We start from the raw sequence: 13,572 nt of genomic DNA on the forward strand, positions 1-13,572 counted from the left end.
CCCGAATCCCGGGCGTGTCGTCTCTTATTGACGCCCTAACGGACATTGTGGGCGGCCCGTAACCAGGCTGTGATCACGGACTTTGATCGTTACGCCCGAATTGCCCCGCGCTTACCACTTGTTGGGACAGTTGGCCAAGCCCGGTTCTCAGGCCTCTCTCATGAATGTGGCGCAGGTCACGGAACGCCTGCCTCGTCGGTCGCGTCCGTGACGCGCGACCGGGTCCGCCGCGCTCGTGAACGCGTGCACGTGTCCACGCCGTGTCCGACCCTTCGCTCCCGGGCGTGAACGCGCCCTCTATCAAGCCGACGAGTCCGGCGCCAATTTGCATGCATGGGAAGCATCTTGATATTGAGACGCCTGCTCATTCCACCCTCTGGCCAGCGGTGACGAGTGAAAATGTCACCTCTGGTGATCACCTGAACGCTTCCTGTGTGAAGATCACTGCTCATCCGACTTCATGATCGTTCGTCAGGTGGTGGAGATCACAAAGCTTGTGCGATACCCCGTGTCGCAGATCACAGAGTGGCGGGCATAGGATGCGAGGCAGTTGGGCTTGTGACCTGCTTCACATGTTCGCGATCTTCGCCGGGACGAGCGGGGTTCGTGGGGCTGTTGGGGCGGCTGTGAGTCCGCTGCAAACGCCAGCAGTCAGTGCCGACTGAGAGGAGCGAGGAGCGGTGAACGCGTATGCGCCCATCCTCGTACTGGGAGCCCTCGGGGCAGGCTTTGCGATCTTCTCCGTGGTCATGGCCACGCTGATCGGTCCGAAGCGGTACAACCGGGCGAAGCTCGAGGCCTACGAGTGCGGCATCGAGCCGACCCCCACGCCGGCCGGCGGCGGGCGCTTCCCCATCAAGTACTACCTGACGGCGATGCTCTTCATCATCTTCGATATCGAGATCGTCTTCCTCTACCCCTGGGCCGTCACCTTCGACGCCCTGGGGATTTTCGGGCTCGTGGAGATGCTGCTCTTCGTGCTCACCGTCTTCGTCGCGTACGCGTACGTATGGCGGCGCGGCGGCCTGGAATGGGACTGAGGGGCCTTTGACATGGGACTCGAAGAAAAACTGCCGAGCGGCTTCCTGCTGACCACCGTCGAGCAGGCCGCGGGCTGGGTGCGCAAGTCGTCCGTCTTCCCGGCCACGTTCGGCCTCGCCTGCTGTGCCATCGAGATGATGACCACCGGCGCCGGCCGCTACGACCTGGCGCGCTTCGGCATGGAGGTCTTCCGCGGATCGCCGAGGCAGGCGGACCTGATGATCGTCGCGGGCCGGGTCAGCCAGAAGATGGCGCCGGTGCTGCGGCAGGTCTACGACCAGATGCCGAACCCGAAGTGGGTGATCTCCATGGGGGTCTGCGCCTCCTCGGGCGGCATGTTCAACAACTACGCGATCGTCCAGGGCGTCGACCACATCGTCCCGGTCGACATCTATCTCCCCGGCTGCCCGCCGCGGCCCGAGATGCTGATGGACGCCATCCTCAAGCTCCACCAGAAGATCCAGAACTCCAAGCTCGGAGTGAACGCGGAGGAAGCGGCCCGCGAGGCGGAGGAAGCGGCGCTCAAGGCCCTGCCCACCATCGAGATGAAGGGGCTGCTGCGGTGAGTGACGCGAACGGCACGGCAGGTGACGCGAACGGGGCGAACCCGGAGAAGGACCTCTCCGCGGAGAACCTCCCCGGCCAGCGCGGTCAGGGCGGCGAGGAGATCCGCGTCCAGCGCGGCATGTTCGGCGCCAACAACGGCGGCGACACCTCCGGGTACGGAGGCCTGGTCCGCTCCGTGCGGCTGCCCGGCCCGGCGAGCAGGCCCTACGGCGGTTGGTTCGACGAGGTCGCCGACGAACTCGAGGGCGCGCTGGAGGAACAGGGCCTCCTGCCCGAGAACGCCATCGAGAGGACGGTCGTCGACCGTGACGAGCTGACCTTCCACATCGAGCGCGAGCACCTGGTCCGCGTCGCCCGCACCATGCGCGACGACCCGGCCCTGCGCTTCGAACTCTGCACCGGCGTCAGCGGCGTCCACTACCCGCACGACAAGGGCCGCGAGCTGCACGCCGTCTACCACCTGCGCTCGATCACCCACAACCGGCTGGTCCGACTCGAAGTCAGCGCGCCGGACGACGACGCGCACATCCCGTCGCTGGTCCCCGTCTACCCGACGAACGACTGGCACGAGCGCGAGACGTACGACTTCTTCGGCATCGTCTTCGACGGTCACCCGGCCCTGACGCGGATCATGATGCCGGACGACTGGCAGGGCCACCCGCAGCGCAAGGACTACGCCCTCGGCGGCATCCCCGTCGAGTACAAGGGTGCCCAGATCCCGGCTCCGGACCAGCGGAGGTCGTACTCGTGAGCAGCACACACTCCACGTCCGCGGCTTCGGCGCGCGAGACCACCGAGGGGACCGTCTACACGGTCACCGGCGGCGACTGGGACGAGGTCGTCCAGGCCGCCGCCCGCACCGACGACGAGCGCATCGTCGTCAACATGGGCCCGCAGCACCCCTCCACCCACGGCGTGCTCCGCCTCATCCTGGAGATCGACGGCGAGACCGTCACCGAGGCCCGCTGCGGCATCGGCTACCTGCACACCGGCATCGAGAAGAACCTCGAGTACCGGACCTGGACGCAGGGCACCACGTTCGTGACGCGCATGGACTACCTGACGTCGTTCTTCAACGAGACGGCGTACTGCCTGGGCGTCGAGAAGCTCCTCGGCATCGAGGACGAGATCCCCGACCGGGCCACGGTCGTCCGAGTCCTCCTGATGGAGCTGAACCGGCTCTCCTCCCACCTGGTGTGCGTCGCCACCGGCGGCATGGAGCTCGGCGCCACCACGGTCATGATCTACGGCTTCCGGGATCGTGAACTCATTCTCGACATCTACGAACTCATCACCGGCCTGCGGATGAACCACGCGTACATCCGCCCGGGCGGACTCGCCCAGGACCTGCCGCCCGGCGCGGTGGACCAGATCCGCGAGCTCGTCAAGAAGCTGAGGAAGAACCTCCCGGAGTACGACAAGCTCTTCACCGGGAACCCCATCTTCAAGGCCCGCATGCAGGACGTCGGCCACCTCGACCTGGCCGGCTGCATGGCCCTCGGCGCCACCGGCCCGGTCCTGAGGTCGACCGGCCTGCCGCACGACCTGCGCAAGACGCAGCCGTACTGCGGCTACGAGACGTACGACTTCGACGTCCCGACCGCCGACACCTGCGACTCCTACGGCCGCTTCCTGATCCGGCTGGAGGAGATGCGCCAGTCGCTCCGGATCGTCGAGCAGTGCCTGGACCGGCTCCAGCCCGGCCCGGTCATGGTCGCCGACAAGAAGATCGCCTGGCCCGCCCAGCTCGCCCTGGGACCGGACGGACTGGGCAACTCCCTCGACCACATCAAGAAGATCATGGGCACCTCCATGGAGGCCCTGATCCACCACTTCAAGCTGGTCACCGAGGGCTTCCGCGTGCCACCGGGCCAGACCTACACGGCGGTCGAGTCACCCAAGGGCGAACTCGGCGTGCACGTCGTCTCCGACGGCGGCACCCGCCCCTTCCGGGTCCACTTCCGCGACCCGTCATTCACCAACCTTCAGGCCATGGCGGCGATGTGCGAGGGCGGCCAGGTCGCCGACGTCATCGTCGCGGTGGCGTCCATCGACCCCGTGATGGGAGGCGTCGACCGGTGACCACCTCTTCTTCGGAGCGGGGCGTCAGCCTGGGCATGCCGGAACTGCCCGCGCCCGCCTACCCGGACGACGTCCGGGCCCGGCTGGAGACCGACGCGCGCGAGGTCATCGCCCGCTACCCGGACTCCCGGTCCGCCCTCCTGCCCCTGCTGCACCTGGTGCAGTCCGAGGAGGGGCACGTCACGCGCACCGGGATGCGGTTCTGCGCGGACATGCTGGACCTCACCACGGCCGAGGTCACCGCGGTCGCCACCTTCTACACCATGTACCGGCGCAGGCCGAGCGGCGACTACCAGGTCGGCGTCTGCACCAACACACTGTGCGCGGTCATGGGCGGCGACGCGATCTTCGAGTCCCTCCAGGAGCACCTGGGCGTCGGCAACGGCGAGACCACCGAGGACGGCAAGGTCACCCTGGAGCACATCGAGTGCAACGCGGCCTGCGACTTCGCGCCGGTCGTGATGGTCAACTGGGAGTTCTTCGACAACCAGACCCCGGCGAGCGTCAAAAGCCTCGTCGACGACCTGCGCGCGGGACGGCCGGTGACGCCCACGCGCGGTGCGCCGATCTGCACCTTCAAGGAGACCGCCCGGATCCTGGCGGGCTTCCCCGACGAGCGGGACGGCGCCGTCGCGGCCGGCGGCAGCGCGGGTCCCGCCTCCCTGGCCGGGCTGAAGCTGGCCAAGGGCGAGGCGTCCGCCGCGCGCGTGGTGCACCCGCGGGACGGCGGACCGCACGACGTGCCGCAGGACCGGGCCGTGCACGACCCGTCCCCGACGGAACACCTGAGCTCGCACGACGCGCCGCAGGACACATCGGCATCCGACCCTTCCAACCCGGCAGGGCCCACCGCCGAGGAGGGGGAGTGATGACCGTGGCAGCCGAGATCAAGGGCACCAGCCCGGAAGTCGGATCGTAGCCATGTCGTTCTGTGAGCCAAGGAGTTGCTTACGTGAATTGTCTTCCTAAGACCGCTTGGCCTCCGACTTGCAAGGCGCTGGCGATGTCGCCGGACGACCTGATCGCGTACGTCAAGGACTCCGGTCTGCGCGGACGCGGCGGCGCCGGCTTCCCGACGGGGATGAAGTGGCAGTTCATTCCACAGGGGGACGGCAAGCCTCACTATCTTGTTGTCAACGCCGACGAGTCGGAGCCGGGGACCTGCAAGGACATCCCGCTCCTCTTCGCGAACCCGCACAGCCTCATCGAGGGCATCGTCATCGCGTGCTACGCCATCAGGTCCTCGCATGCCTTCATCTACCTGCGTGGTGAAGTCGTCCCAGTACTGCGGCGGCTGCACGAGGCCGTGCGCGAGGCCTGTGCGGCCGGCTTCCTCGGCGAGAACATCCTGGGCAGCGGACTCGACCTCACACTCACCGTGCACGCGGGCGCGGGCGCGTACATCTGCGGTGAGGAGACCGCGCTGCTCGACTCGCTCGAAGGCCGCCGGGGCCAACCGCGGCTCCGTCCCCCCTTCCCCGCCGTCGCGGGCCTCTACGCGTGCCCGACTGTGGTGAACAACGTCGAGTCGATCGCATCGGTTCCCGCGATCCTGAACAAGGGCAAGGACTGGTTCAGGTCGATGGGAAGCGAGAAGTCCCCGGGCTTCACGCTCTACTCGCTCAGCGGCCACGTCGCCGGCCCCGGCCAGTACGAGGCCCCGCTCGGCATCACGCTGCGCCAGCTCCTCGACATGAGCGGCGGCATGCGCCCCGGTCACCGGCTGAAGTTCTGGACACCGGGCGGCTCCTCGACGCCGATGTTCACCGAGGAGCACCTCGACGTCCCCCTCGACTACGAAGGGGTGGGCGCCGCCGGGTCCATGCTCGGCACGAAGGCACTCCAGTGCTTCGACGAGACGACCTGCGTCGTGCGAGCCGTCACGCGCTGGACCGAGTTCTACGCCCACGAGTCCTGCGGCAAGTGCACACCGTGCCGCGAGGGAACGTACTGGCTCGTCCAGTTGCTGCGCGACATCGAGGCCGGCAAGGGACGGATGTCCGACCTCGACAAGCTCAACGACATCGCCGACAACATCAACGGCAAGTCCTTCTGCGCCCTCGGCGACGGTGCCGCCTCGCCGATCTTCTCCTCGCTCAAGTACTTCCGCGAGGAGTACGAGCAGCACATCACGGGCCGAGGCTGCCCCTTCGACCCGGCCAAGTCGACGGCCTGGGCCGACCGCACGGAGGTGAAGGCATGACCGTGACCACCAATGCTCCCTCGGGAGGGGGAGAGGCGGCGGTCCCGCCGGAGGACCTCGTAGCGCTGACCATCGACGGCGTCGGGATCAGCGTGCCCAAGGGCACCCTGGTCATCCGGGCCGCCGAACAGCTCGGCATCGAGATCCCCCGGTTCTGCGACCACCCCCTCCTCGACCCGGCCGGCGCCTGCCGCCAGTGCATCGTCGAGGTCGAGGGCCAGCGCAAGCCCATGGCGTCCTGCACCATCACCTGCACCGACGGAATGGTGGTGAAGACCCACCTCACCTCGCCCGTCGCCGAGAAGGCCCAGCACGGTGTGATGGAGCTGCTGCTCATCAACCACCCGCTGGACTGCCCGGTCTGCGACAAGGGCGGCGAGTGCCCGCTGCAGAACCAGGCCATGTCGCACGGCCAGGCCGACTCCCGCTTCGAGGGGAAGAAGCGGACCTACGAGAAGCCCGTGCCGATCTCCACGCAGGTGCTGCTCGACCGCGAGCGGTGCGTGCTGTGCGCCCGCTGCACCCGGTTCTCCAACCAGGTCGCGGGCGACCCGATGATCGAGCTGATCGAGCGGGGCGCGCTCCAGCAGGTCGGCACCGGCGAGGGCGACCCCTTCGAGTCGTACTTCTCCGGCAACACCATCCAGATCTGCCCGGTCGGCGCGCTCACCTCGGCGGCGTACCGGTTCCGCTCCCGCCCCTTCGACCTGATCTCCTCGCCGTCCGTCTGCGAGCACTGCGCCGGCGGCTGCGCGACCCGCACCGACCACCGGCGCGGCAAGGTCATGCGGCGCCTCGCGGCCGACGATCCGCAGGTCAACGAGGAGTGGATCTGCGACAAGGGGCGCTTCGGATTCCGGTACGCGCAGCAGCGGGACCGGCTGACGACGCCCCTGGTGCGCAACGCCGAGGGCGACCTGGAGCCGGCCTCCTGGCCGGAGGCACTGCAGATCGCCGCGCAGGGACTGCTCGCCTCGCGGGGCCGCACCGGTGTCCTGACCGGCGGGCGGCTCACCGTCGAGGACGCCTACGCGTACAGCAAGTTCGCGCGCGTGGCGCTCGACACCAACGACATCGACTTCCGCGCGCGCGTGCACAGCGCCGAGGAGGCCGACTTCCTGGCCTCCCGGATCGCCGGACGCGGCCACGATCTCGGGGGCGGCTCCCGGACGGAGCCCGGGGGGACCACGGGAGTCACGTACACGGCGCTGGAGAAGGCGCCCGCCGTCCTGCTGGTCGGGTTCGAGGCCGAGGAGGAGGCGCCCGGCGTCTTCCTGCGGCTGCGCAAGGCCTGGCGCAGGCACGGGCAGAAGGTCTTCTCCCTGGCCACGCACGCCACACGGGGCTTGGAGAAGGCCGGCGGCACCCTGCTGCCCGCCGCTCCGGGAACCGAGACCGAGTGGCTGGACGCCCTCGCGAGCGGCGCCGTCATGGAGACCGGTGGCACCCGGGCCGCGGAGGCACTGCGCGCAGAGGGAGCCGTGATCGTCGTCGGTGAGCGGCTGGCGGCCGTGGCCGGCGGCCTCACCTCCGCCGTGCGGACCGCTGCCGCGACCGGCGCCCGGCTGGTGTGGATCCCGCGCCGGGCCGGGGAGCGCGGCGCGATCGAGGCGGGTGCCCTGCCGTCGCTGCTGCCGGGCGGACGCCCGGCGACCGACCCGCGCGCGCGTGAGGAGGTCGCCGCCGTCTGGGGCCTGGCCGACCTGCCGCACCGCTACGGCCGCGACACCGGCGAGATCGTCGAGGCCGCCGCCCGCGGAGAGCTCCAGGCACTGCTGGTGGCGGGCGTCGAGGTCGCCGACCTGCCCGACCCGGCACGCGCGCGTGCGGCGCTCGCCGAGGCCGGCTTCGTGGTGTCGCTGGAGCTGCGGCCCAGCGAGGCCACCGAACTCGCCGACGTCGTCCTGCCCGTCGCCGCGGTCGCGGAGAAGGCGGGAACCTTCCTGAACTGGGAGGGCCGGGTGCGGTCCTTCGAGGCCGCGCTCAAGCCCGACCAGATGACCCGACCCCTCGCGCCCGCCGACGCCCGTGTGCTCCAGATGCTGGCCGACGCCATGGACGTACACCTGGGCCTGCCGGATCTGCGCACCACGCGCGCGGAGATCGACCGGCTCGGCACCTGGGACGGGCCGCGGGCCGGCGAACCCCTGGGGACCGCGAGCGCGCTGCCGAGGCCGGCCGCCGGAGAGGCCGTATTGGCCGGGCACCGGCTGCTGCTCGACCGGGGCCTGCTCCAGCAGGGCGACGAGGCACTCGCCGGCACCCGGCACGCCGCACGCGCGCGCGTGTCGGCCGCCACGGCCGCCGAGGCGGGCGTCAAGGACGGGGACCTCCTGGCCGTCACCGGCCCCGCCGGAACCGTCGAACTCCCGCTGGAGATCACCGAGATGCCCGACCGGGTGGTCTGGCTCCCGCTGAACTCGGCCGGCACCGGCGTCGCCTCCGACGCCGGGGTGCTGCCCGGAACCCTCGTCCGCATCGGTCCGGCGACGCTCGCGGGCGTGGCCCCCAAGGAGGTGGAGGCATGAGCCCGTACCTCGCCGCTGAAGACCTCTCGATGTTCGGCACCGACCCCTGGTGGCTGGTCGTCATCAAGGCGGTCTTCTGCTTCGCCTTCCTGATGGTGACCGTGCTCTTCGCCATCGTGTGGGAGCGCAAGGTCGTCGCCTGGATGCAACTGCGCGTCGGCCCGAACCGGCACGGTCCCTGGGGCCTGCTCCAGTCGCTCGCCGACGGCATCAAGCTGATGCTCAAGGAAGACCTCGTCGTCAAGCGCGCCGACAAAGTGGTGTACGTCCTCGCGCCGATCGTCGCGGCCGTCCCGGCCTTCATGGCGGTCGCGGTGATCCCCTTCGGGCCGGCCGGCAACGAGATCTCGATCTTCGGGCACCGCACCACGATGCAGCTCACCGACCTGCCGATCGCGTTGCTGTACATCCTCGCGGTCGCCTCGATCGGCATCTACGGCATGGTGCTCGCGGGCTGGAGCTCAGGCTCCACGTACCCGCTGCTCGGCGGGCTGCGGTCGTGCGCCCAGATGATCTCCTACGAGATCGCGATGGGTGCCGCGTTCGCCTCGGTCTTCCTCTACTCGGGGTCGATGTCGACCTCGGAGATCGTCGCCCAGCAGAACGACCGCTGGTACATCGTGCTGCTGCCGGTCTCCTTCATCATCTACATCGTCACGATGGTCGGCGAGACCAACCGCGCCCCCTTCGACATGCCCGAGTCCGAGGGCGACCTGGTGGGCGGCTTCAACACCGAGTACTCGTCGATCAAGTTCGCGATGTTCATGCTCGCCGAGTACGTGAACATGGTGACCGTCTCGGCGGTCGCCACCACCCTCTTCCTCGGCGGCTGGCGGGCCCCCTGGCCCATCAGCACCTTCTGGGAGGGCGCCAACCACGGCTGGTGGCCGCTGCTCTGGTTCGTGATCAAGGTCCAGTTGCTGCTGTTCTTCTTCATCTGGCTGCGCGGCACCCTCCCCCGGGTCCGCTACGACCAGCTGATGAAGCTCGGCTGGAAGGTCCTCATCCCGGTCTCCCTGGTCTGGCTGATGATGGTCGCGACCGTGCGGGCCCTCAGGAACGAGGGCTACGACTTCACCGACATCGCCCTCTACATCGCCGCCGGCGTCCTGGCCCTGCTGGTGCTGTCCTTCGTCGTGGACATGTACCGCGGGAAGGGGAAACAGGCCGAGCCGCCCGCCGAGGAACCGGCCGCCTTCGACCCGATGGCCGGCGGGTTCCCCGTACCGCCGATGCCCGGACAGGAGTTGCCGCCGGTGCCCAGGCGCCGTCCGCGCCGGGAGCGGGAGCTGATTGTCAGTGGTGGACCCGATACTCGGAGTGACGAATCTCCGGGCGGATCTACGGATGGAAAGGAGGCGTCCGATGGCTGAGGAACCCAAGGAGACCGACCCCGGTTTCATGAACCCCGTGGCCGGCTTCGGCGTGACCTTCAAGGCCATGTTCAAGAAGCGGCTGACCGAGCAGTATCCGGAGCAGCAGAAGACCACCGCACCGCGCTTCCACGGACGGCACCAGCTCAACCGCCATCCGGACGGCCTGGAGAAGTGCGTCGGCTGCGAGCTGTGTGCCTGGGCGTGCCCGGCCGACGCCATCTACGTGGAGGGCGCGGACAACACCGACGAGGAGCGCTATTCGCCGGGCGAGCGGTACGGCCGCGTCTACCAGATCAACTACGCCCGCTGCATCCTGTGCGGCCTGTGCATCGAGGCGTGTCCCACGCGCGCGCTGACGATGACCAACGAGTTCGAGCTGGCCGACTCCAGCCGCGCCAACCTCATCTTCACCAAGGAGCAGCTGCTCGCCGGTCTGGAGGAGGGCATGGTCGACTCGCCCCACTCCATTTATCCCGGGACGGACGAGCAGGACTACTACCGGGGGCTGGTCACGGAGGCGGCGCCCGGCACGGTCCAGCAGGTCGCCCACTCCGAGGGCGAGGTCGTTCAGGAGGGCGACTCGACGTTCGGCGGGACCGAACCGGCGTCCGAGGAGGTGATCCGCCGATGACCGGGCAACTCGCCGTCGCGGCGACTCTCTCCGCCGGCACCTCCACCGGAGAGGCCGTCCAGTTCTGGATCCTCGGCACGGTCGCGGTGATCGGCGCCCTGTGCACCGTCTTCATGAAGAGGGCCGTGCACAGCGCGCTCTGCCTCGCCGGGACCATGATCATCCTGGCGGTGTTCTACCTCGCCAACGGCGCGTACTTCCTCGGTGTGGTGCAGATCATCGTCTACACCGGCGCGATCATGATGCTGTTCCTGTTCGTGGTGATGCTCGTCGGTGTCACCGCGGCGGACTCCCTCAAGGAGACCATCAAAGGCCAGCGCTGGCTGGCGCTGCTGTCCGGGCTCGGCTTCGGCATCCTGCTGATCGCCGGCATCGGCAACGCGTCCGTCACCGAGTTCAGCGGCCTCGCCCAGGCGAACGCGAACGGCAACGTGGAGGGCCTGGCCTCCCTCATCTTCACCAAGTACGTCTTCGCCTTCGAGATCACCGGCGCCCTGCTCATCACGGCCGCCGTCGGCGCCATGGTGCTCACCCACCGCGAGCGGACCGAACGGGCGGCGACCCAGCGCGAGCTGGCCGAGCTGCGCGTCCGCGAGGGCAAGCACCTGCCGCCGCTGCCCGCACCCGGCGTGTACGCCCGGCACAACGCGGTCGACATCGCGGGCCTGCTGCCCGACGGCACCCCGTCCGAGCTCACCGTCAGCAGGACGCTGCGCGAGCGGGGCCAGATCCGTGACGTCTCGATGGAGGCGCTGGGCGATCTGAAGGCGCTGGAGCAGCGGTCCGAGGAGCGTCTGGAGCGCAAGGCGGACGATCCGGCCGACTCCGGGCGGTCCGAGGAGGCGTCGAAGTGAACCCCGTCAACTACCTCTACCTCGCAGCCCTGTTGTTCACGATCGGCGCCACCGGTGTGCTGATCAGGCGGAACGCGATCGTGGTCTTCATGTGCGTCGAGCTCATGCTCAACGCCTGCAACCTCGCGTTCGTCGCCTTCTCCCGGATGCACGGCAATCTCGACGGCCAGATCATCGCCTTCTTCACGATGGTCGTCGCCGCCGCGGAGGTCGTGGTCGGGCTCGCGATCATCGTGTCCCTGTTCCGTTCCCGCCACTCGGCCTCGGTCGACGACGCCAGCCTGATGAAGCTGTGAGGGGTCGCTAGAACCGTGACTAACGCAGAGAATCTCATTGCGCTGCTGGTGGCGGCGCCCTTGCTCGGAGCGGCGGTCCTGCTGTGCGGCGGTCGACGGCTGGACGCCGTCGGCCACTGGATCGGCACACTGCTGGCCGTCGTGTCCTTCGTGATCGGTGCCGTCCTCTTCACCGACATGCTCGGCAGCGGCGCCGAGGACCGCACCCTGACGCAGCACCTGTTCAGCTGGATCCCGGTGGAGGGATTCCAGGCCGACGTCGCCTTCAGGCTCGACCAGCTGTCGATGACGTTCGTCCTGCTGATCACCGGCGTCGGCTCGCTCATCCACCTGTACTCGATCGCGTACATGGAGCACGACGAGCGACGCCGCCGCTTCTTCGGCTACCTGAACCTGTTCCTCGCGGCGATGCTGCTGCTCGTCCTCGCAGACAACTACCTGCTGCTGTACGTCGGCTGGGAGGGCGTCGGTCTCGCCTCCTACCTGCTGATCGGCTTCTGGCAGCACAAGCCCAGCGCCGCCACCGCCGCGAAGAAGGCCTTCCTGGTCAACCGCGTCGGCGACATGGGCCTGTCCATCGCGATCATGCTGATGTTCCTGTGGTTCGGCACCTTCGCCTTCGGGCCGGTGCTCGGCGGCCACGGGGAGGCCGGACTCGCCGGATCGGCCGACGAGGGCAAGCTCACCGCGATCGCGCTGATGCTGCTGCTCGCCGCCTGCGGCAAGTCCGCCCAGGTACCGCTGCAGTCCTGGCTCGGGGACGCGATGGAGGGCCCGACCCCGGTCTCCGCCCTCATCCACGCCGCGACCATGGTGACGGCGGGCGTGTACCTGATCGTCCGCTCCGGCGCCATCTTCAACGGCGCGCCCGACGCGCAGCTGGTGGTCACCATCGTCGGCGCGGTCACGCTGCTGTTCGGTGCGATCGTCGGTTGCGCCAAGGACGACATCAAGAAGGCACTGGCCGGCTCGACCATGTCGCAGATCGGCTACATGGTGCTGGCCGCCGGACTCGGCCCCATCGGCTACGTCTTCGCGATCATGCACCTGGTGACGCACGGCTTCTTCAAGGCCGGGCTGTTCCTCGGCGCCGGTTCGGTCATGCACGGCATGAACGACGAGGTCGACATGCGCCGCTACGGCGGACTGCGCAAGTACATGCCGGTCACGTTCGTCACCTTCGGTCTCGGCTATCTCGCGATCATCGGCTTCCCGGGTCTGTCCGGCTTCTTCTCCAAGGACAAGATCATCGAGGCGGCGTTCGCCAAGGGCGGCACCGAGGGCTGGATCCTCGGCGCCTGTGCCCTGCTGGGCGCGGCCCTCACGGCGTACTACATGACGCGCGTGATGCTGATGACGTTCTTCGGCGAGGAGCGCTGGCGCAACGCCCCGACGCCGTCGCCCGCGAAGCCCGACGTGGAACCCGCGGCCGAGACACGCGGCGCATACGCTCCGCCGCACCCGCACGAGTCGCCGGGGCTGATGACGATCCCGATGATCGTGCTCGCCTTCGGCTCGGTGTTCGCGGGCGCCTTCTTCGGCGTCGGCGACCGCTTCCTGCACTGGCTGGAGCCCGTCACCGGACACGACCACGGCCACGCGCCGATCAGCGCCCTGACGGTCACCCTCTCCACGGTCGCCGTCATGGTGATCGGCGTGGCCGTCGCCTGGGGCCAGTACGGCCGCCGTCCTGTGCCGGCCGTCGCCCCGCGCGGCTCGCTGCTCACCCGGGCCGCCCGGCGCGACCTGCTCCAGGACGACTTCAACCACGTCGTCCTGGTCCGCGGCGGCGAGCACCTGACGCGCTCCCTGGTCTACGTCGACCACACCCTGGTCGACGGGGTCGTCAACGGCACGGCGGCCTCGGTCGGCGGCCTGTCCGGGCGGATGCGCAAGCTGCAGAACGGCTTCGCGCGCTCGTACGCGGTCTCGATGTTCGGCGGTGCGGCGGTCCTCGTCGCCGCGACCCTGCTGATGAGGGCGGTCTGATACCG

At 69.0% G+C, this 13,572-nt stretch carries 11 protein-coding genes; all 11 read left to right on the forward strand.

What is annotated here, in order from left to right; all coding sequences use genetic code 11:
* Positions 1-680: 680 nt before the first annotated feature.
* Complete coding sequence (locus ABEA26_RS18780; protein WP_003974383.1) at positions 681-1,040, forward strand: NADH-quinone oxidoreductase subunit A; 360 nt, start codon at positions 681-683, stop codon at positions 1,038-1,040.
* 12 nt (positions 1,041-1,052) lie between these two features.
* Positions 1,053-1,607, forward strand: coding sequence for a NuoB/complex I 20 kDa subunit family protein (locus ABEA26_RS18785; protein WP_345593702.1), 555 nt, complete (start codon positions 1,053-1,055; stop codon positions 1,605-1,607).
* Positions 1,604-2,359 (forward strand): NADH-quinone oxidoreductase subunit C, encoded by a 756-nt coding sequence (locus ABEA26_RS18790; RefSeq protein ID WP_345593703.1) that lies wholly within the window; start codon positions 1,604-1,606, stop codon positions 2,357-2,359. The genes ABEA26_RS18785 and ABEA26_RS18790 overlap by 4 nt, the downstream gene beginning before the upstream one ends.
* Positions 2,356-3,690 (forward strand): NADH-quinone oxidoreductase subunit D, encoded by a 1,335-nt coding sequence (locus ABEA26_RS18795; protein ID WP_345593705.1) that lies wholly within the window; start codon positions 2,356-2,358, stop codon positions 3,688-3,690. Before ABEA26_RS18790 ends, ABEA26_RS18795 begins: the two co-directional genes overlap by 4 nt.
* Positions 3,687-4,559: an NADH-quinone oxidoreductase subunit NuoE gene (gene nuoE, locus ABEA26_RS18800; RefSeq protein ID WP_345593706.1), complete on the forward strand. Its 873-nt coding sequence runs from the start codon at positions 3,687-3,689 to the stop codon at positions 4,557-4,559. Before ABEA26_RS18795 ends, nuoE begins: the two co-directional genes overlap by 4 nt.
* A gap of 1,330 nt (positions 4,560-5,889) precedes the next feature.
* On the forward strand, positions 5,890-8,421 hold the full coding sequence (locus ABEA26_RS18810) for an NADH-quinone oxidoreductase subunit G (protein ID WP_345593707.1): 2,532 nt from the start codon (positions 5,890-5,892) through the stop codon (positions 8,419-8,421).
* Positions 8,418-9,794: an NADH-quinone oxidoreductase subunit NuoH gene (nuoH, locus tag ABEA26_RS18815; protein ID WP_345593708.1), complete on the forward strand. Its 1,377-nt coding sequence runs from the start codon at positions 8,418-8,420 to the stop codon at positions 9,792-9,794. The genes ABEA26_RS18810 and nuoH overlap by 4 nt, the downstream gene beginning before the upstream one ends.
* Positions 9,787-10,428, forward strand: a complete 642-nt coding sequence (gene nuoI, locus ABEA26_RS18820) for an NADH-quinone oxidoreductase subunit NuoI (RefSeq protein ID WP_345593709.1) — start codon at positions 9,787-9,789, stop codon at positions 10,426-10,428. The genes nuoH and nuoI overlap by 8 nt, the downstream gene beginning before the upstream one ends.
* Positions 10,425-11,282, forward strand: coding sequence for an NADH-quinone oxidoreductase subunit J (locus ABEA26_RS18825; protein WP_345593711.1), 858 nt, complete (start codon positions 10,425-10,427; stop codon positions 11,280-11,282). The genes nuoI and ABEA26_RS18825 overlap by 4 nt, the downstream gene beginning before the upstream one ends.
* Positions 11,279-11,578 (forward strand): NADH-quinone oxidoreductase subunit NuoK, encoded by a 300-nt coding sequence (nuoK, locus tag ABEA26_RS18830; RefSeq protein ID WP_004927567.1) that lies wholly within the window; start codon positions 11,279-11,281, stop codon positions 11,576-11,578. Before ABEA26_RS18825 ends, nuoK begins: the two co-directional genes overlap by 4 nt.
* A 15-nt stretch (positions 11,579-11,593) precedes the next feature.
* Positions 11,594-13,567 (forward strand): NADH-quinone oxidoreductase subunit L, encoded by a 1,974-nt coding sequence (gene nuoL / locus ABEA26_RS18835; RefSeq protein WP_345593713.1) that lies wholly within the window; start codon positions 11,594-11,596, stop codon positions 13,565-13,567.
* The last annotated feature ends 5 nt before the right edge of the window (positions 13,568-13,572 follow it).

The sequence above is a fragment of the Streptomyces marokkonensis genome (genome assembly GCF_039539045.1).
GTDB classification, from domain to species: Bacteria; Actinomycetota; Actinomycetes; order Streptomycetales; family Streptomycetaceae; genus Streptomyces; species Streptomyces marokkonensis.